The sequence below is a fragment of the [Actinomadura] parvosata subsp. kistnae genome, assembly GCF_900323885.1.
Classification (GTDB): Bacteria; Actinomycetota; Actinomycetes; order Streptosporangiales; family Streptosporangiaceae; genus Nonomuraea; species Nonomuraea composti.
Genome location: NZ_OOHJ01000022.1, coordinates 1,549,110 through 1,567,543 on the forward strand (window position 1 = coordinate 1,549,110; position 18,434 = coordinate 1,567,543).

Here is an 18,434-nt window from a genome sequence, read left to right on the forward strand (position 1 = left end):
GACATCACTCGAACAGTGTGCGAGTGGATTTATCCTGGACGCATGAGTGGCAAGACGTTCTCCTCGGTGTGGCTGCGCGAGCCCCGCAAGCCCGCCAGTCCGGGTCGCAGCAGGCAGGAGATCGTCAAGGCCGCCGTCGAGCTGCTCGACGAGGAGGGGCTCGACGGCCTGAGCATGCGCAAGCTCGGCGCGAAGCTGAGCGCGGGCGCCACCAGCCTCTACTGGTACGTCGCCAACAAGGACGAGCTGCTGGAGCTGGTCTACGACGAGGTGTGGGGCAAGATGCGGGTGCCCGACCCCGCCGAGGTGGGCTGGCGGGAGGCCGTGCTCGTGCTGGCCCACAGCATGCGCCAGGTGATCCTCGACCATCCGTGGTCGGCCGAGCTGATCGGCCGGCTGCCCGCCCTCGGGCCCAACGCCCTGCACGTCGCCAACGAGATGCGCGCGATGTTCAAGCAGGCCGGGTTCAAGGGGCCCGACACCGACTACGCCATCGCCACGCTGACGGCCTTCATCTTCGGCATGACGATCCCCGAAGTCGCCTGGAACTCCAAGTCGGGCACCCCGGAGCTCGATCCCGAGGAGATGCACGCCGTGCTCGGCCAGATCTTCTCCCGCTATCCCCACATGCGCGAGGGTTACGAGCTGAGCCAGCGGGAGAACCCCCGCGTCGTGCGGGAGGTCGCCTTCGACTTCGGGCTCGTGTCGGTGCTCGACGGTCTTGAGCGGCGGCTGCCGACGTAGCAGGATCCACGGCATGAGCGATTTCCGTGCCGCCCGTGACTTCCTGCTCGGGGCAGACGCCGCCACCGCCCGCCGCGACTTCCGCTGGCCCGAGCTCGGCGCGTTCAACTGGGCGCTCGACTGGTTCGACGGCGTGCTCGCCGCCGAGACCCCCGACGCCGTCGCTCTCAAGATCGTCGGCGAGAGCAGCGCCGCCTACACCTTCGCCGAGCTGTCGGCCCGCTCCGGCCAGGTCGCCAACTGGCTGCACGAGCAGGGCGTGCGGCGGGGCGACCGCGTGCTGCTGATGCTGGGCAACCAGGCCGAGCTGTGGGAGTCGCTGCTGGCCGTGATGAAGCTGGGCGCGGTCGTCATCCCCGCCACCACGCTGCTGACCGGCAAGGACATCGCCGAGCGCATCGAGCGCGGGCGGGTGGCCCACGTGATCGCCAACGCCTCCGACGCGGGCAAGTTCCCCGCCGGCGAGTACACGAAGATCGCCGTGGGCGACGCCTACAACTGGCTGCCGTACCACGACGCCTACCACGCGCACGAGCGCTTCACCCCCGACGGGCCCACCGGCGCGGGCGACCCGCTGCTGCTCTACTTCACCTCCGGCACCACGTCCCAGCCGAAGCTGGTCGAGCACACGCACGCCTCCTACCCGGCCGGGCACCTGTCCACGATGTTCTGGATCGGCCTGCGGCCGGGCGACGTGCACCTCAACGTGTCCTCGCCGGGCTGGGCCAAGCACGCCTGGAGCAACGTGTTCGCCCCGTGGAACGCCGGGGCCACCGTGCTCGTCCACGACTACCGGCGCTTCTCCGCGCCCGCCCTGCTGGAGGTGCTGCGGGACGAGCGGGTGACCACGTTCTGCGCGCCGCCGACCGTGTGGCGGATGCTCATCCAGGAGGACCTGGCCGCGTGGAAGCTGCCCCTGCGCACGGCCGTGGCCGCCGGCGAGCCGCTCAACCCCGAGATCATCGACCAGGTCGCCAAGGCGTGGGGCATCACGATCAGGGACGGCTACGGCCAGACCGAGACGACGGCGCAGATCGGCAACGCCCCCGGCGAGGCGGTCAGGCCCGGCTCGATGGGGCTGCCGCTGCCCGGCTACGACGTGGTGCTGATCGACCCGATCACGGGCGAGCAGGGCAACGACGGGGAGATCTGCCTGCCGCTGGACGACCGCCGCCCCCTCGGCCTCATGTCCGGATATATCGGTGGATCGGCGGAGGCCATGCGGGACGGCTACTACCACACCGGCGACGTCGCCACCCGCGACGAGGACGGCTACATCACCTACGTGGGCCGCACCGACGACGTCTTCAAGGCCTCCGACTACCGCATCTCGCCGTTCGAGCTGGAGAGCGTGCTGATGGAGCACGCGGCCGTCGCCGAGGCCGCCGTGGTGCCGGCGCCCGACCCGGTACGCCTGGCCGTGCCGAAGGCGTACGTCACGCTCGCCCCCGGTTTCGAGCCCGGCGAGGAGACCGCCCGGTCGATCTTCGAGCACTGCCGCAGGGAGCTGGCCCCGTACAAGCGGGTGCGGCGGCTGGAGTTCGACGAGCTGCCCAAGACCATCTCGGGCAAGATCCGCCGCGTCGAGCTGCGCGTTCGCGAACCTCGCAGGGAGTACCGCGAGGAGGACCTCAACCCGTGACGACCTGCGCAAAGTGTAAATTGCCCCATGTCCGTTCTTACAGGCTGATCGGCTAGGCTCTGCCCGTGCTGCCCACCATCGCCGACGTCCTCGCCCTCGACAGCGTGCGCCGGGGCAGCCCGCGCGTCGTCGCGGGCGCCGACCGGCTCGACACGAAGGTGCGGTGGGTGCACGTCGGCGAGATCGCCGACATCGCCCACCTGCTGCGCGGCGGCGAGCTGGTGCTCACCACGGGCGTGGCGCTGCCGGAGGACCCGGAGAAGCTCGCCGACTACATCGGCGAGCTTTCCTCCGTCGGGGCCTCCGGGCTGATCGTGGAGCTGGGCCGCAGGTTCGTCCGCGAGCTGCCGCGGGCCGTGGTCAAGTCGGCCGAGGAGCACGGGTTCCCGGTCGTCGTGCTGACCCGCGAGACCCCGTTCGTGCAGATCACCGAGTCGGTGCACGCGCGGATCATCGACATCCAGCTGGAGGAGCTGCGCGCCTCCGAGCAGCTGCACGAGGTGTTCACGCAGCTCTCCGTCGAGGGCGCCTCGCCGGCCGAGGTGCTGGCGCAGGTGGCGCGGCTGTCGGGCCGCCCGGTGCTGCTGGAGAACCTCGCCCACCAGGTGCTGGCCTGCGAGTCCGCCGGGCGCGACGCCGGGGCCCTGCTGGCCGGGTGGGAGACCCGGTCGCGGGCGGTGGCGCCGGCCGAGCGCACCGCGTACGACCCGGCCTCCGGCTGGCTGGTCACCACGGTCGGCGCGCGCGGCCAGGACTGGGGCCGGCTCATCCTGCTCTGCGACGCCGCGCCGTCGCCCCGCGACCTGGTGCTGGCCGAGCGCGCCGCCACCACGCTCGCGCTGGGCCGCCTGCTGGAGCGCCACCAGGAGTCCCTCGAACGCCAGGCGCACGGCACGATCATCACCGGCATCCTCACCCACGCCTACGCCGACCCCGACGAGGCCGCCGCCCGCGCCCGCGCCGTGGGCGTGCCCCTCACGGGCCGCAAGCTGATCAGCGTCGTCATCCGGCCGACCGAGCACATCGACCAGGCGCTCGACGGGCAGGCGCAGCTCGGGGAGCTGGCCGAGGCCACCGCCGCCGCCTGCCGCGACGCCCGCCTGCCCGCCCTGGTGGGCGCGCTCGACCAGGAGCGGGTGGGCGTGCTGCTGCCGCTCCCGCCGCGCACCCAGGCCGAGCCCGCGCTCACCTCGCTGTCCGAGCGGCTGCGCGTGCTGTGGGGGCCGGGCTCGGCGTTCGTGCTGGCGGCGGGCTCGGTGGTGGAGTCCATCAGAGACGTACGCCGCAGCTTCCTCGAAGCCGAGCAGGTGGCCGACGTGGCGGTCCGGCAGCCCGACGGCCGGCCCTTCTACCGGCTGCCCGACCTGCGCCTGCGCGGCCTGCTCCACCTGCTGCGCGACGACGCGCGGCTGCAGACGTTCGCCGAGCGGGAGCTGGGGCCGCTGCTGGCCCACGACGCGCAGCGGGGCGGCGACCTGACCCGGATCCTGCGGGTCTACCTCGACTCCGGCCGCAACAAGGCCGTCGCGGCGCAGAAGGCCCACCTGTCCAGGCCCGCCTTCTACGACCGGCTGCGCCGCCTCGAACGCATCCTCGACACCGACCTCGACGACGTCGAGTCGTGCCTGTCGCTGCACGTGGCGCTGCTGGCGCTGGAGTCCTTCCGCCGGGAGAGCCGCTGATGTGCTGGAATGGGCGATATGTCTGACGTGCTGGTGCCCGACGTGGCCGACCTCAGCCGCATGCTCGCCACGGCGGGAGCCTTCGCCGTGCCCGTCCACGACGTACGGCTGACGCCCGACGAGCTCGACCCGGCGCAGATCGTCGCGGGCGACCCCGTCACGTCCTCGCTGGAGCTGGGCGGCGGGCGCGGCATCTGGGAGATCACGCCCGGCGTCGTGACCGACGTGGAACGTGACGAGATCTTCGTCGTGCTGTCGGGCCGCGCCACGGTCGCCGTCGAGGGCGGCACCACGGTCGAGCTGGGGCCCGGCGACGTGTGCCTGCTGGCCGAAGGCGCGAAGACCACCTGGATCGTGCACGAGACGCTGCGCAAGGTGTACCAGACCCGCTGACCCCCGGCCCTCGGCCAAGCCCTCTCTAGAAGCCCATCGCCGCCCGCACCTCCTCCAGCGTGCGGACCGCGCGCTCGCGGGCCCGCTCGTTCCCCTCGGCCAGGATCCGCCGGGCGTCGCCCTCCGTCAGCTCGGCCCTGCGCTTCCTGATCGGCCGCAGGAACTCGTTGACCGCCTCCGTCACCACCCGCTTCAGCGTGGCCGCGCCGCCGTCGCCGATCTCCTCGGCCAGCTCGGCCGGCGGCCGGCCCAGGCACAGCCCGGCCAGCGTGAGCAGGTTGGCCACCTCCGGCCTGCGCTCCTCCTCGAAGGTGATCAGCCGCTCCGCGTCGGTGCGGGCCTTGCGGATGAGCAGCGCGGTCTCGTCCTCGGTGGCCGACAGGGCGATCGCGTTGCCACGGCTCTTGCTCATCTTGCCGCCGTCGAGGCCCTTCAGCATCGGCTGCGCGCCCATCATCGCCTCGGGCAGCGGGAACACCTCGCCGTACCGGTCGTTGAAGCGGCGCGCGACCAGCCGCGCCACCTCCAGGTGCGGCAACTGGTCCTTGCCGACGGGCACCAGCGTGCCCTTGCAGAACAGGATGTCGGCCGCCTGGTGCACGGGGTAGGTGAACATCAGGCCGCTCACCGCCGCCTGCGAGCTGTGCGCGATCTCGTCCTTCACCGTCGGGTTGCGGCCCAGCTCGGCCACCGACACCAGGCTCAGGAACGGCAGCAGGAGCTGGTTCAGCTCGGGGATCGCGCTGTGCTGGAAGATCGTCACCTTGGCCGGGTCGATGCCGATCGCGAGGTAGTCGAGCAGCAGCTCCGTGGTGTGCCGCCGGATCTCGCCGGGCAGGTCGCGATCGGTGATCACCTGGTAGTCGGCGATCAGGACGTACATGGGATGGAGGTCCTGCAGCCGGACCCGGTTGGCCAGCGAGCCGAAATAGTGGCCCAGATGCAGGGGCCCGGTGGGACGGTCACCCGTCAGCACCACGTCGTTCATCAGATCTCTCTCCTTCGGGATCATGCCGTCCCGGGAGAGAACCCTGCGCTTCTGGGGGCCGTCTCTGGGACGGCCCGCACATGGGGAACTCAGCGGCCGTCTATCGGCCGCCACCACATGCGGAAGCGAGTCATCATGCTCGTAGGATACCGGCTTTCTGTGTCGATTCCGTAACCTCTTTACTCGTTTGGCGCGTTCGGCTGCCCCGACGACCTTGATCTCGCCAGTATGGTGCGGTCCCTTTTCCGCCCTCTGGAGAGTTCATGTCTCGACGCACCCTCGCCGGCGGCCTGGCCATAGCCGCGGCGCTCACCCTCACCGCACTGCCCGCGACAGCGGAGCAGCAGTCGGTGCGGTTCCCGTCGGCGAAGTTCCCGCTGGGCGCGCGGCCAGTACCGACCAAGACGATGACCACCGTGGCGCAGGGCATCGACCTGTACGACGTGAAAGCCGGCACCTCCACCGACGGCTACACGCTGACCTTCCTCATGCCCAACGGCAAGGACGCGGGCTCGTCCGCGAGCGCCGAGGCCGTGGCCGCGGAGGTCGAGGCGGCCGGTGAGACGCCCAGCGTGCAGGAGGTGGTGCGGCCGGCCGTGGCCGACGCCGCCGCCCAGACCGTCTACATGGTCCGCGCCGGCCTGTGGCCGTTAAAGGACAAGAAGAAGGCCGACGACCGGGCCAAGGAGCTCAAGGACGCCGGCCTGAAGGTCAAGGTCGACTACCTCGGTGACGACGGGCTCAAGACCACCGGCCCGTGGAGCGCCAAGGTCGCCCTGATCGACGTCAGGACCTTCCGCGGCTCGTACGCCGCCTCGCTCGGCACCAGCGTGGCCAAGAAGGAGACCGTCTCGTCGATGGTCAAGGCCCGCAAGGCGCTGCTCGGCGTCAACGGCGGCTTCTTCAACATCCACACCTCTCCGGCGCTGCGCGGCGAGCCCGTCGGCGTGTCCGTCGTCGGCGGCAAGCTGCTCAGCGAGGCCGTGCCCGGCCGCTCCGCCGTCGTGCTCAAGGGCCGCACCGCCAAGATCACCGAGCTGAAGACGACGGTCACGGCGATCTCGCAGGACGGCGAGAAGGTCGAGGTCAACGGCGTCAACCGGGCCGTCACGACGGACGAGCTGCTGCTCTACACCGAGGAGTTCGGCGCCAAGACGCCCGCCGGCGGCGTCGACGCCGTCATCGACGCGAGCAACAAGGTCGTCGCGCTGCGCGCCTCGGGCGCCGCGGTGGCCGCCGGCACGCGGGTGCTGCACGGCAACGGCGTGGCCGCCGACTGGCTCAACGAGCACGCCTGGCAGGGCTGGAAGGTCGAGATCGACACCAAGGTCGTGGACCTGCGCACCAAGCGGGCACTCCAGCTCACCCCTGAGCTGAACGTGATCGGCGGCAGCGTCGGCCTCGTCCGCAACGGCAAGGTCAAGATCACCGCCAAGCAGGACGGCCACGACTCGCTCAACATGATCCTGCGCCGCCACCCGCGCACCCTCCTCGGCACCACCAAGAACGGCAGCCTCATCCTCGCCACCATCGACGGCCGCCAGCCCGGCGTCACCGTCGGCGCGAACTTCGTGGAGGCCGCCCAGTTCATGCGCTGGCTCGGCGCCACGCAGGCGATCAACCTGGACGGCGGCGGCTCGACGGCGATGGTCGCCGGCAACAAGGTGGTCAACCACCCGTCAGACGGCTCCGAGCGCGCCGTCGGCGACGCCCTCCTCGTCCTGCCCCAGTAATCCCGTCCCGGGCGGGGACATCTGCCCCCGCCCGGGACCGCTCATCGGACACCGGGCGAGGACGCCGACACCCCGCCCGGAAACCCCTCACCGGACCCGCTCGCTCCAATACGCGAGCTGCTCCCGCGTGGTGCGGGTCGCGGGATGGTCCGGGCCGAGGACGCGCTCCCTGACGGGCAGCAGGGCCGCGTACTGGTCGCGGGCCGCCGCCGGATCCCCCGCCTGCCCCGTCCAGTACGCCAGGTTCGCCCGGGCGGTCAGCGTGTCCGGATGCTCCGGGCCGGACACCCGCTCCCGGAGCGGCAGCAACGCGATGTACGCGTCCCTGGCCTGCGCCGCGTCCCCCAGCTCGCCGATCCACCGCGCCAGCTCGTGCCGGATCGTCAGCGTGTCGGGATGATCGGGTCCGAGCACCCGCTGCCGTACGGCCAGCAGCCCCGCGTACTGCTCCCTGGCCGCCGCCGCGTCCCCCGCCTGCCCCGTCCAGTACGCCAGGTTGTGCCACGTGATCAGCGTGTCCTGGTGCTCGGGGCCGAGCACGCGCCGCCGGATGCCCAGCAGGTCCGCGCACTGGTCGCGGGCCGCCGCCGCGTCGCCCGCCTGGCCCGTCCAGTAGGCCAGGTTGTGCCGGGTGGTCAGCGTGTCGGGATGCTCGGCGCCGGAGGCGTGCTCGCGGCGGATGAGCAGCTCCGCGTACTGGTCGCGGGCCGACACCGCGTCCCCCAGCTCGCCCGTCCAGCGGGCCAGCTCGTGGCGGGTGATCAGGGTGGCCGGGTGCTGGGGGCCCAGCACCCGCTCCCTGATCGGCAGCAGGGCCGCGTAGTGGTCGCGGGCCGCCGCCGGGTCGCCCGCCTGGCCCGTCCACTGGGCGAGGTTCGCCCTGGCCATCAGGGTGTCGGGGTGGTCGCGGCCCTGGACGCGTTCCCTGATCGGCAGCAGCGCCGCGTACATGTCCCGCGCCGCCGCCGCGTCCCCCAGCTCGCCCGTCCACCGCGCCAGCTCGTGCCTGATCGTCAGCGTGTCGGGATGGTCGGGGCCGGACACGCGTTCCCGCACGACGAGCAGGTCCGCGTACTGCTCCCTGGCCGCCCGCGCGTCGCCCAGCTCGCCCGTCCAGCGGGCCAGCTCGTGCCGGGTGATCAGCGTCGCCGGGTGCTCCGGGCCCTGGACGCGCTCGCGGATCGGCAGCAGCGCCGCGTACTGGTCGCGGGCCGCTTCCGCGTCGCCGGCCTGGCCCGTCCACTGAGCCAGGTTCGCCCGGGCGGTCAGGGTGTCGGGGTGCTCGGGGCCCTGGACGCGTTCCCTGATCGGCACCAGGGCGGCGTACATGTCGCGCGCCGCCGCCGCGTCCCCCAGCTCACCCGTCCAGCGGGCCAGCTCGTGGCGGATGGTCAGCGTGTTCGGGTGCTCGGGTCCCTGCACGCGCTCGCTCACCGGCAGCAGCTCGGCGTACTGGTCCCTGGCCGCCCGCGCGTCGCCCAGCTCGCCCGTCCACCGCGCCAGCTCGTGCCGGAGGGTCAGGGTCGCCGGATGCTCCGCCCCCTGGACGCGCTCGCGGACCGGCAGCAGCTCCGCGTACATGTCCCGCGCCGCCGCCGCGTCCCCCAGCTCGCCCGTCCACCGCGCCAGCTCGTGCCGGGCCGTCAGCGTGGACGGATGCTCGGCCCCCAGCTTCGCCGTCAGCGCGTCGCAGATCTCCTGGCACAACGACTTAGCCGTCCGGTAGTCGCCGCTCGCCCCCAGGTAGTGCGCGGTCTTGTCGATGCCCGGCGAGATCGGGCTCAGCGCCGCGAGGATGTGCGGCAGCAGCAGCGCGTACCGGGGCCAGGACCGGACCCGGTCGGGGTCGTCGGGCAGCACCGACTCCAGGAGCACCGCCGCCGCGTTCCGCCAGCGCTGCTGCTCGTGAGCCGCGAGCTGGTCGAGGGTGACGGCCTGAACGAGGCGGTGCACCGCCACGGTGCCCTCCATCGGCTGCCCGATCAGGCTGTGACCGCGCAGGGCGCCGACGGCCGCGTTGACCGCGATCGGGTCGCGCGGCAGCTCCTGCAACACCGCCACCGCGCTCAGCCACGGCCGCAGCTCCCGCGCCCGCCGCACCCGCGACTCCGGCAGCCGCCCGTACGCCCGCTGCCGCCGCACGTCCTCCGCGAACAGCTCCCGCGCCGTCCGCGTCTCCAGCGGCGACAGCAGCAGATGGTACGGGATGGCCTCGTGCGAGTAGCAGGCCAGCACCCGCAGCAGCGCGATCGCCTCCCGGCTCGTGCCCGCCACGTTCCTGAACGCGAGCTGCCACGTCGTGGTGATCTGCTCCTCATACCCCCACGCCTGCCCCTGCGCCAGCAGCCCCGCCCGGTGATCGTGCAGCAGGTCGAGGTACGCGCCCAGCGCCAGCCCCGTCTCCGCCATGAACGCGCCCGCCTGCTCCAGCGCCAGCGGCAACGCCCCCAGCTCTGCCACCACGGCCGCGGCCGCCTCCGCGTCGTCCTGCCCCGACCGTGCCAGCACCAGCTCCGCCGCCGGCTCCGGCTCCAGCACCGGCAGCTCCAGCCCCTGCTCGGGCGGCCAGCTCCCGGACCGGCTGGTGACCAGCACGTGCCCAGGCCCCGCCGGAGGCAGAAAAGGGCGCAGGGCATCAGCTCCCGGCGCGTTGTCGAAGATCAGCAACCAGGCGTCGGTACGGGCCGCGAGCGCGGCGTGCACCTGGTCGACGGGGTCCGCCGCGTCCACGGTGTCCCGTAAGCCCAGCAGCGCCGCCAGCCGCGCGAACGCCGCCGACAGCACGGCCGGGTCGGCGGCGGGCAACTGCCAGACGAGCTGGTAGTCCCGCAGGTGGCGATGGGCGTACTCCAGCACCAGGCTGGTCTTCCCCACCCCGCCCAGCCCGTGCACGGCCACCACGCCCGGCTGGGCCCTGCTGCCCGTCAGCCGCGCCCGCAGCTCCGCCACCGTCTCGTCCCGCCCGACCAGCCGCGGGGGGCGGGGCAGGAGTTGCACCGGTCGGGTGGGGACGGTGGGGCGGGGCGGCAGCCGCACATCACCCACCACGTCCACGTGCCCGACGTTCACGGCCGTGGCCCGGTCCCCGGTCATCGCCACGCCCGGATTGTCGCCACCCACCTCGATGGAACGTTCCACAACGCCCGGCTTGTGACGCCCGAGTCCCTGCCCAGCAGCCCCCGGGGCCAGGACCCCCGCGCCCGCTACCGCTTCCCTCGCTACCGCCTCGGCTTCCCTCGCTGCCGCTTCCGCACCCGTCTCCGCCGCACCCGCAGCGGCCCTGGCTTCCGCCGCGACCGCTGCCGCATCCGCCGGCGCGCGTCCGGCCGACCGACGGGCCAGGCCGCAGCCGACGAGCGAGCCCTCCTGCCGCGACGACCGCGCATCGAGCCGCCGCCGCACCACGACGAGCGTGACGACCACGAACAACCCGAGCATGCCGAGGCCGACGCTGATGAGACTGTCCTGCTCATCGAGCACCAGTAACAACGACCCGGGCACGCCATACAGGTCCGCCACGAAGTCGACCGCCCCGGCCGCCACCAAAGTGAGCGAAATCGGGGCGAGCATCCAGAGAAGGAGACGCGGACGTCGACGTTTACGCCGTTCCGGCTCGGAGCTCTGGCCTGAAGGGGGAGAAGCCATCACCCATCCAGGGTGACCCGGCCGCCGAAGGGCCGCCACCGGAACTCCGTCATGCCCGGAAAGCGCTTTATGCCACAGGCTGCACAGGGTGCAGGGGGAAAACGAAAAGGGCCCCGACCGGTGCTGGTCGAGGCCCTTTCCTATAAAGATTGTCCGGCGGTGACCTACTCTCCCACACCCTCCCGAGTGCAGTACCATCGGCGCAGGGAAGCTTAACTTCCGGGTTCGGAATGTAACCGGGTGTTTCCTTCCCGCCATAACCGCCGTAACCCTGCGAAACAGCCATTTGCTGTCTCAGAACTGCATAGTGGACGCGAGCAAGACAACTTTGAAAAAGTCTGCTTTGTGGTCAAGTCCTCGGCCTATTAGTACCGGTCAGCTCCACACGTTACCGCGCTTCCACCTCCGGCCTATCAACCCGGTCGTCTACCGGGAGCCTTACCCCCTGTTACAGGGTGGGAGACCTCATCTCAAGGCGAGCTTCCCGCTTAGATGCTTTCAGCGGTTATCCCTTCCGAACGTAGCCAACCAGCCGTGCACCTGGCGGTACAACTGGCACACCAGAGGTTCGTCCGTCCCGGTCCTCTCGTACTAGGGACAGCCCCTTTCAAGTCTCCTACGCGCGCAGCGGATAGGGACCGAACTGTCTCGCGACGTTCTAAACCCAGCTCGCGTACCGCTTTAATGGGCGAACAGCCCAACCCTTGGGACCTACTCCAGCCCCAGGATGCGACGAGCCGACATCGAGGTGCCAAACCATCCCGTCGATATGGACTCTTGGGGAAGATCAGCCTGTTATCCCCGGGGTACCTTTTAGCCGTTGAGCGACACCGCTTCCACACGCCGATGCCGGATCACTAGTCCCAGCTTTCGCTCCTGCTCGACCCGTCAGTCTCACAGTCAAGCTCCCTTGTGCACTTACACTCAACACCTGATTGCCAACCAGGCTGAGGGAACCTTTGGGCGCCTCCGTTACCCTTTAGGAGGCAACCGCCCCAGTTAAACTACCCACCAGACACTGTCCCCGATCCGGATCACGGACCAGAGTTAGACGTTCAAAACGACCAGAGTGGTATTTCACCAATGACTCCACCCGAACTAGCGTCCGAGCTTCCCAGTCTCCCACCTATCCTACACAAGACGCTCCAAACGCCAATGTCAAGCTGTAGTGAAGGTCCCGGGGTCTTTCCGTCCTGCTGCGCGTAACGAGCATCTTTACTCGTAGTGCAATTTCGCCGGGTCTGCGGTTGAGACAGCGGGGAAGTCGTTACGCCATTCGTGCAGGTCGGAACTTACCCGACAAGGAATTTCGCTACCTTAGGATGGTTATAGTTACCACCGCCGTTTACCGGCGCTTAAGTTCTCACCTTCGCCAGCCGAAGCTAGCTAAGCGGTCCCCTTAACGTTCCGGCACCGGGCAGGCGTCAGTCCGTATACATCGTCTTACGACTTCGCACGGACCTGTGTTTTTAGTAAACAGTCGCTTCCCCCTGGCCACTGCGACCCCCACCAGCTCCGAGTGCAAGACTCATCACCAGCAGAGGTCCCCCTTCTCCCGAAGTTACGGGGGCAATTTGCCGAGTTCCTTAACCACAGTTCACCCGATCGCCTTAGTATTCTCTACCTGACCACCTGAGTCGGTTTAGGGTACGGGCCGCCACAACACTCACTAGAGGCTTTTCTCGGCAGCATAGGATCATCCACTTCACCACAATCGGCTCGGCATCACATCTCAGGCACATGGAACGCGGATTTGCCTACGTTCCGCCCTACATGCTTACCCCAGGACAACCATCGCCTGGGTTGGACTACCTTCCTGCGTCACCCCATCGCTTACCTACTACCCAATCAGGCCGAGCGTTCGGTCTAACACCGCCTCCGAAGAGGCAGCTGACTTAAGGACTCTTAGTATCAAGGGGTTCAGTATGGGCGCATTGAAGCGGGTACGGGAATATCAACCCGTTGTCCATCGACTACGCCTGTCGGCCTCGCCTTAGGTCCCGACTTACCCTGGGCGGATTAGCCTGGCCCAGGAACCCTTGGTCATCCGGCGCGAGGGTTTCTCACCCTCGATTCGCTACTCATGCCTGCATTCTCACTCGCACAGCCTCCACAACTAGATCACTCTGCTGCTTCGCCGGCTGCACGACGCTCCCCTACCCATCAACCCCCACAAGGAGGATCAATGCCACGACTTCGGCGGTGTACTTGAGCCCCGCTACATTGTCGGCGCAGAATCACTTGACCAGTGAGCTATTACGCACTCTTTCAAGGGTGGCTGCTTCTAAGCCAACCTCCTGGTTGTCTCTGCGACTCCACATCCTTTCCCACTTAGCACACGCTTAGGGGCCTTAGTCGGTGATCTGGGCTGTTTCCCTCTCGACTACGAACCTTATCGCCCGCAGTCTCACTGCCACGCTCTCACTTACCGGCATTCGGAGTTTGGCTGACGTCAGTAACCTTGTCGGGCCCATCGGCCATCCAGTGCTCTACCTCCGGCAAGAAACACGCAACGCTGCACCTAAATGCATTTCGGGGAGAACCAGCTATCACGGAGTTTGATTGGCCTTTCACCCCTACACACAGATCATCCCCCAGGTTTTCAACCCTGGTGGGTTCGGTCCTCCACCCAGTCTTACCTGAGCTTCAACCTGCCCATGCGTAGATCACCCCGCTTCGGGTCTACAGCATGCGACTCAAACGCCCTCTTCAGACTCGCTTTCGCTACGGCTCCCCCACACGGGTTAACCTCGCCACACACCATAACTCGCAGGCTCATTCTTCAAAAGGCACGCAGTCACATCACACACCAGCAAGCTGATGTAAGCTCCTACGGCTTGTAGGCACACGGTTTCAGGTACTATTTCACGACCCCTCACCGGGGCACTTTTCACCTTTCCCTCACGGTACTCGTGCACTATCGGTCATCAGGGAGTATTTAGGCTTACCAGGTGGTCCTGGCAGATTCACACAGGATTCCTCGAGCCCCGTGCTACTTGGGATCCCCTCCAACAGTCGACAAGGTTTCGCCTACCCGGCTCTCACGGTCTACGGCAGCCCTTCCCAGAGCTTTCAACTACCCCATCGATTTATCACTGTTCGAAGCAGCGGCAGCCACTTCAAGAAGGTCCCACGACCCCGGACATGCAACGCCTGCCGGCTATCACACACGCCCGGTTTAGCCTCATCCGCTTTCGCTCACCACTACTCACGGAATCACTCTTGTTTTCTCTTCCTACGGGTACTGAGATGTTTCACTTCCCCGCGTTACCACCAACCGCCCTATACATTCAGGCGGAGGCAACACCACATGACTGGTGCTAGGTTTCCCCATTCGGACATCCCCGGATCAACGTCTGGTTGGCGACTCCCCGAGGCTTAACGCAGCCTCCCACGTCCTTCATCGGCTCCTGATGCCAAGGCATCCACCGTGTGCCCTAAAAAACTTGGCCACAAAGATGCTCGCGTCCACTATGCAAATCTCAAACAACAAACAGCAACCACATCCAAGCCGCACGCAGCAGCTCTTCAGTGGCCCTGTACTGAGTCAAACAGGCAACCGCCCGTTTCCTCAGGACCCAACAGTGTGTCCAACCAGACCGAACCCCCGAGCGCCCGTTCCCACTCCCCCTTGCGGAGGCGGTACTAGCACGCCGGCAACCCGGCCCGGTTGAGTAGCCAGTGCTCCACTAGTGAGCTGTCACCCCACCACACATTCGGCGGTGATAGGTGAGAGTGCTCCTTAGAAAGGAGGTGATCCAGCCGCACCTTCCGGTACGGCTACCTTGTTACGACTTCGTCCCAATCGCCAGCCCCACCTTCGACCGCTCCCCCCAGCAAGCTGGTTGGGCCACGGGCTTCGGGTGTTGCCGACTTTCGTGACGTGACGGGCGGTGTGTACAAGGCCCGGGAACGTATTCACCGCAGCATTGCTGATCTGCGATTACTAGCGACTCCGACTTCATGGGGTCGAGTTGCAGACCCCAATCCGAACTGAGACCGGCTTTTAGGGATTCGCTCCACCTCACGGTATCGCAACCCTCTGTACCGGCCATTGTAGCATGTTTGCAGCCCAAGACATAAGGGGCATGATGACTTGACGTCATCCCCACCTTCCTCCGAGTTGACCCCGGCAGTCCCCCATGAGTCCCCAACCACCCGAAGGTGTTGCTGGCAACATGGAGCAAGGGTTGCGCTCGTTGCGGGACTTAACCCAACATCTCACGACACGAGCTGACGACAGCCATGCACCACCTGTCACCCAGTCCGAAGAGGGCTCTGTCTCCAGAGCTTTCCGGGTGATGTCAAACCTTGGTAAGGTTCTTCGCGTTGCGTCGAATTAAGCAACATGCTCCGCCGCTTGTGCGGGCCCCCGTCAATTCCTTTGAGTTTTAGCCTTGCGGCCGTACTCCCCAGGCGGGGCGCTTAATGCGTTAGCTCCGGCACGGAACCCGTGGAAGGGTCCCACACCTAGCGCCCAACGTTTACAGCGTGGACTACCAGGGTATCTAATCCTGTTCGCTCCCCACGCTTTCGCTCCTCAGCGTCAGGTAAGGCCCAGCAAGCCGCCTTCGCCACCGGTGTTCCTCCTGATATCTGCGCATTTCACCGCTACACCAGGAATTCCACTTGCCCCTACCTACCTCTAGCCGGCCCGTATCCACCGCAGACCCGCAGTTAAGCTGCGGGCTTTCACGGCAGACGCGACCAGCCACCTACGAGCTCTTTACGCCCAATAATTCCGGACAACGCTTGCGCCCTACGTATTACCGCGGCTGCTGGCACGTAGTTAGCCGGCGCTTCTTCTGCAGGTACACGTCAACTTCGTCCCTGCTGAAAGAGGTTTACAACCCGAAGGCCGTCATCCCCCACGCGGCGTCGCTGCGTCAGGCTTCCGCCCATTGCGCAATATTCCCCACTGCTGCCTCCCGTAGGAGTCTGGGCCGTGTCTCAGTCCCAGTGTGGCCGGTCGCCCTCTCAGGCCGGCTACCCGTCGTCGCCTTGGTAGGCCACTACCCCACCAACAAGCTGATAGGCCGCGAGCCCATCCCCAACCGAAAAAACTTTCCACCACCACCCGATGCCGGAGGCGGTCGTATCCGGTATTAGACCCAGTTTCCCGGGCTTATCCCAGAGTCAGGGGCAGGTTGCTCACGTGTTACTCACCCGTTCGCCGCTCGAGTACCCCGAAGGGCCTTTCCGCTCGACTTGCATGTGTTAAGCACGCCGCCAGCGTTCGTCCTGAGCCAGGATCAAACTCTCCAAACAATGTCTGGATTATTCATCCGTAGCAATTTCATCAAGTATTACTTGACGAGGTGTTGCATGAAAATCATGCACTGGCTTTTAACACACTGTTGAGTTCTCAAGAAACGGACGCGTACTTCTTCACCAGAGCCGCTCTCGCGACCCCCGCTCGGAGGCGTTCATTTCGTCGTTGTGGTCTTAATTCTTCCAGCCGTTCAAGTCTCTGTCAAATTGACCGGACTCGCTCGACCTGCGGGAATTAATCCCTGCCCCCTTTCGGAGACAACCCCTCTAACTTACCAGCCGATCCGAGTGGACGCGCACGCCGCACCGAAGCGACTGGAGTCTGGAGGTGGCCCCCGAGTGGGCCGGCGATCACGCCGTCCCGGTGGGACTGCTGAAGACTATGTACGGCTCCGGGAACCGTCAAATCGATGGTTCGCCCTCCGCGCGGGGGTAGGTACGGGTGCGTGCGAGATCGATCCGTGCCCCGGGCACTCGTCATCCTGGTGGGCATCGCCGCCGCGGTGGTCGTGCTCTTCGGCGTCCGCGAGGTGGCCTCCATCGCCGGCCCCGTCGTGCTCGCGCTCGTGCTCGTCATCGCCGTCTCCCCCATCCGCGGCTGGCTCGACGCGAAGAGCGCCCCGACCTGGCTGCAGGTCGCCGTGCCGTTCCTCCTCGTCGTGCTCGTGCTGCTCGGCATGGTCGGCATCCTCACCATCTCGGCCACCCAGCTCGTCTCGCTGCTGCCCACGTACACCGACCAGTTCGACCAGCTTCTCGCCGACTCCGAGCGGTGGGCGGCCGCGCACGGCATCAGCAACGACGTGCTCAACAAGGGCCTTCAGGCGTTCGACCCCGGGCGGGTGCTGGGGCTGGCGCAGAGCCTGCTCGGCAGTTTGATCGGAATACTGTCCGCGCTTTTTCTCATTGTGGTGTTGCTGCTGGCGATGTCGCTCGACGCGCCGAGGACGTCCCGCATTCTCACCGCCGGCGAAGGCAGCCGGCCGCAACTGGTCACCGCGCTCGCCGTTTTCGCGCACAAGACCCGGCGTTATTTGATCGTCTCGACCGTGTTCGGGCTCATCAACGCGATCCTCGACATGGTCGCGCTGTCGCTGCTGGACGTTCCGCTGCCGCTGCTCTGGGGTGTGCTCGCGCTCATCGCCAACTACATCCCGAACATCGGTTTCGTCATCGGGCTGCTGCCGCCGGCCATGCTGGCGTTGCTGGACGGCGGGGTGCGGACAATGCTGCTCGTCATCGCCGCCTACATCGTCATCAATGTCGTGACGCAGTCGTTCATTCTGCCGAAATTCCTGGGGGACGCCGTCGGGCTCTCCACCACCATGACGTTCATCTCGCTCATTGTCTGGACTTTTGTGCTGGGGCCGCTGGGCGCGATTCTCGCCATTCCGCTGAGCCTGCTGACCCGGGCCGTGCTGATCGACAGTGACCCGAGCGCGAAATGGGTGCAGGCGCTGGTCTCGGGACGGCTTCCGGGCGGCGGGTGAGCGGTCAGAGCAGGCGGCTCATCTGGACGCCGCTGAGGCGCTTGACGTCGTTGGCCAGGTGCGCCTGGTCGGTGTAGCCGGCCGCGACCGCGACCTCCGCCAGGGGGACGCCCGTGCGGGCCAGGCGGAGGGCGCGCTGGAAGCGGACGATGCGCTGGAGGGTCTTGGGCGCGTAGCCGAAGGCGTGCACGCTGCGGCGCTGGAGCTGGCGTTCGCTGTAGCCGAGGTGCCACGCCACCTCGCTCACCGAGCGGCCCTTTCTGAGGGCGGTGGCGATGGCGGGGCGGCCGGGTCGACGGACGCCCGGCCCTCCCGCGTGGCCAGCCGGCTCGCGACCGCCCTTTGGAGGAGCTGGAGCCGGGCTTCGGCCTGGGCCCGCAGCTCGTCGAGTGCCGCCGCTCCGAGAAGGGGGCGGGGCGGCGGGGTGCTCCGCGTCTTTCCCGCTGATGGCACGTCGGGGGCGTCGGCGAGGCGGGTGAGGAGGTCGCGGCCCATGGGCAGGGCGTCGAGGGGGACGCGACGGTCGCGCAGCTCGTGCAGCGGCACGCCGAAGAAGTCGCCGACCGCGCCGGGCCTGAACCGCACCGCCACCAGCGTCTCCCCTGCCTGGAGCGGCGCCGGCATGGGGCCTGTGTCGGGGCCCGCGACGTAGAGGCTCTGCGCGCTCCAGATGAGGTCGACGCACGCGTCGGGCACCACGAGCTGGGTGGTGTCGGCCTCGCTGATCCGGTGCCAGCCGCAGGCGAGCCGGTCGGCGATGGCGGCGCTCGGAGGCCGTTCCACGTACATGCCCCCAACGTACGCGACCGCTCCGACAGAACCGCCGACGTACGCGACCCCGCCGAC

General features: G+C 67.8%; 10 protein-coding genes and 3 rRNA genes. 6 read left to right on the forward strand and 7 right to left on the reverse strand.

What is annotated here, in order from left to right; all coding sequences use genetic code 11:
- Window positions 1-42: 42 nt before the first annotated feature.
- The 4 genes from KIS93_RS49755 (at window position 43) to KIS93_RS49770 (ending at window position 4,461) form a co-directional block, all read left to right on the forward strand.
- Entirely contained in the window at window positions 43-744 is a 702-nt protein-coding gene (locus KIS93_RS49755; RefSeq protein ID WP_080042258.1) for a TetR/AcrR family transcriptional regulator, read from the forward strand.
- 13 nt (window positions 745-757) lie between these two features.
- Window positions 758-2,386, forward strand: a complete 1,629-nt coding sequence (locus KIS93_RS49760; RefSeq protein ID WP_080042259.1) for an AMP-binding protein — start codon at window positions 758-760, stop codon at window positions 2,384-2,386.
- A 65-nt stretch (window positions 2,387-2,451) separates the two neighbouring features.
- The gene (locus tag KIS93_RS49765; protein WP_080042260.1) at window positions 2,452-4,068 is read left to right on the forward strand and encodes a PucR family transcriptional regulator; all 1,617 of its coding nucleotides are present in this window, start codon (window positions 2,452-2,454) and stop codon (window positions 4,066-4,068) included.
- Between the two features lie 18 nt (window positions 4,069-4,086).
- Window positions 4,087-4,461 (forward strand): cupin domain-containing protein, encoded by a 375-nt coding sequence (locus tag KIS93_RS49770; RefSeq protein WP_080042261.1) that lies wholly within the window; start codon window positions 4,087-4,089, stop codon window positions 4,459-4,461.
- Between the two features lie 25 nt (window positions 4,462-4,486).
- On the opposite strand, the gene trpS is transcribed toward KIS93_RS49770, so the two are convergent.
- The gene (gene trpS, locus KIS93_RS49775) at window positions 4,487-5,449 is read right to left on the reverse strand and encodes a tryptophan--tRNA ligase (RefSeq protein WP_155128424.1); all 963 of its coding nucleotides are present in this window, start codon (window positions 5,447-5,449) and stop codon (window positions 4,487-4,489) included.
- A gap of 263 nt (window positions 5,450-5,712) precedes the next feature.
- On the opposite strand from trpS, the gene KIS93_RS49780 reads away from it, so the two are divergent.
- A complete protein-coding gene (locus KIS93_RS49780) occupies window positions 5,713-7,182 on the forward strand; it encodes a phosphodiester glycosidase family protein (protein WP_080042263.1) in 1,470 nt (489 codons plus the stop codon).
- A gap of 87 nt (window positions 7,183-7,269) precedes the next feature.
- Here the strand turns inward: KIS93_RS49780 and fxsT are convergent, their stop codons facing one another.
- The 4 genes from fxsT to KIS93_RS49800 all read right to left on the reverse strand — a co-directional run bounded on the left by fxsT (window position 7,270) and on the right by KIS93_RS49800 (window position 16,095).
- Complete coding sequence (gene fxsT / locus KIS93_RS49785) at window positions 7,270-10,752, reverse strand: FxSxx-COOH system tetratricopeptide repeat protein (RefSeq protein ID WP_186404873.1); 3,483 nt, start codon at window positions 10,750-10,752, stop codon at window positions 7,270-7,272.
- Between the two features lie 226 nt (window positions 10,753-10,978).
- Window positions 10,979-11,095, reverse strand: a 5S ribosomal RNA gene (gene rrf / locus KIS93_RS49790).
- 77 nt (window positions 11,096-11,172) lie between these two features.
- Window positions 11,173-14,279, reverse strand: a 23S ribosomal RNA gene (locus KIS93_RS49795).
- A gap of 294 nt (window positions 14,280-14,573) precedes the next feature.
- A 16S ribosomal RNA gene (locus KIS93_RS49800) occupies window positions 14,574-16,095 on the reverse strand.
- The 16S, 23S and 5S rRNA genes sit together here, the layout of an rRNA operon.
- A 488-nt stretch (window positions 16,096-16,583) precedes the next feature.
- Here KIS93_RS49800 and KIS93_RS49805 point away from each other — a divergent pair.
- Window positions 16,584-17,588 (forward strand): AI-2E family transporter, encoded by a 1,005-nt coding sequence (locus tag KIS93_RS49805; RefSeq protein ID WP_080047167.1) that lies wholly within the window; start codon window positions 16,584-16,586, stop codon window positions 17,586-17,588.
- Between the two features lie 4 nt (window positions 17,589-17,592).
- On the opposite strand, the gene KIS93_RS66525 is transcribed toward KIS93_RS49805, so the two are convergent.
- Both KIS93_RS66525 and KIS93_RS66530 read right to left on the reverse strand, forming a co-directional pair.
- Entirely contained in the window at window positions 17,593-17,835 is a 243-nt protein-coding gene (locus KIS93_RS66525; protein WP_246005480.1) for a helix-turn-helix domain-containing protein, read from the reverse strand.
- Window positions 17,832-18,377, reverse strand: coding sequence for a DUF6597 domain-containing transcriptional factor (locus KIS93_RS66530; protein WP_246005481.1), 546 nt, complete (start codon window positions 18,375-18,377; stop codon window positions 17,832-17,834). The genes KIS93_RS66525 and KIS93_RS66530 overlap by 4 nt, the downstream gene beginning before the upstream one ends.
- Window positions 18,378-18,434 lie beyond the last annotated feature (57 nt).

Excerpts from the sequence above, each read along its gene's own strand:
- KIS93_RS49755 (WP_080042258.1), top strand. The coding sequence starts at position 43 with ATGAGTGGCAAGACGTTCTCCTCGGTGTGGCTGCGCGAGCCCCGCAAG.
- fxsT (WP_186404873.1), bottom strand. The coding sequence starts at position 10,752 with ATGCTCGCCCCGATTTCGCTCACTTTGGTGGCGGCCGGGGCGGTCGAC.
- KIS93_RS49780 (WP_080042263.1), top strand. The coding sequence starts at position 5,713 with ATGTCTCGACGCACCCTCGCCGGCGGCCTGGCCATAGCCGCGGCGCTC.
- KIS93_RS49760 (WP_080042259.1), top strand. The coding sequence starts at position 758 with ATGAGCGATTTCCGTGCCGCCCGTGACTTCCTGCTCGGGGCAGACGCC.
- trpS (WP_155128424.1), bottom strand. The coding sequence starts at position 5,449 with ATGAACGACGTGGTGCTGACGGGTGACCGTCCCACCGGGCCCCTGCAT.
- KIS93_RS49770 (WP_080042261.1), top strand. The coding sequence starts at position 4,087 with ATGTCTGACGTGCTGGTGCCCGACGTGGCCGACCTCAGCCGCATGCTC.
- KIS93_RS66530 (WP_246005481.1), bottom strand. The coding sequence starts at position 18,377 with ATGTACGTGGAACGGCCTCCGAGCGCCGCCATCGCCGACCGGCTCGCC.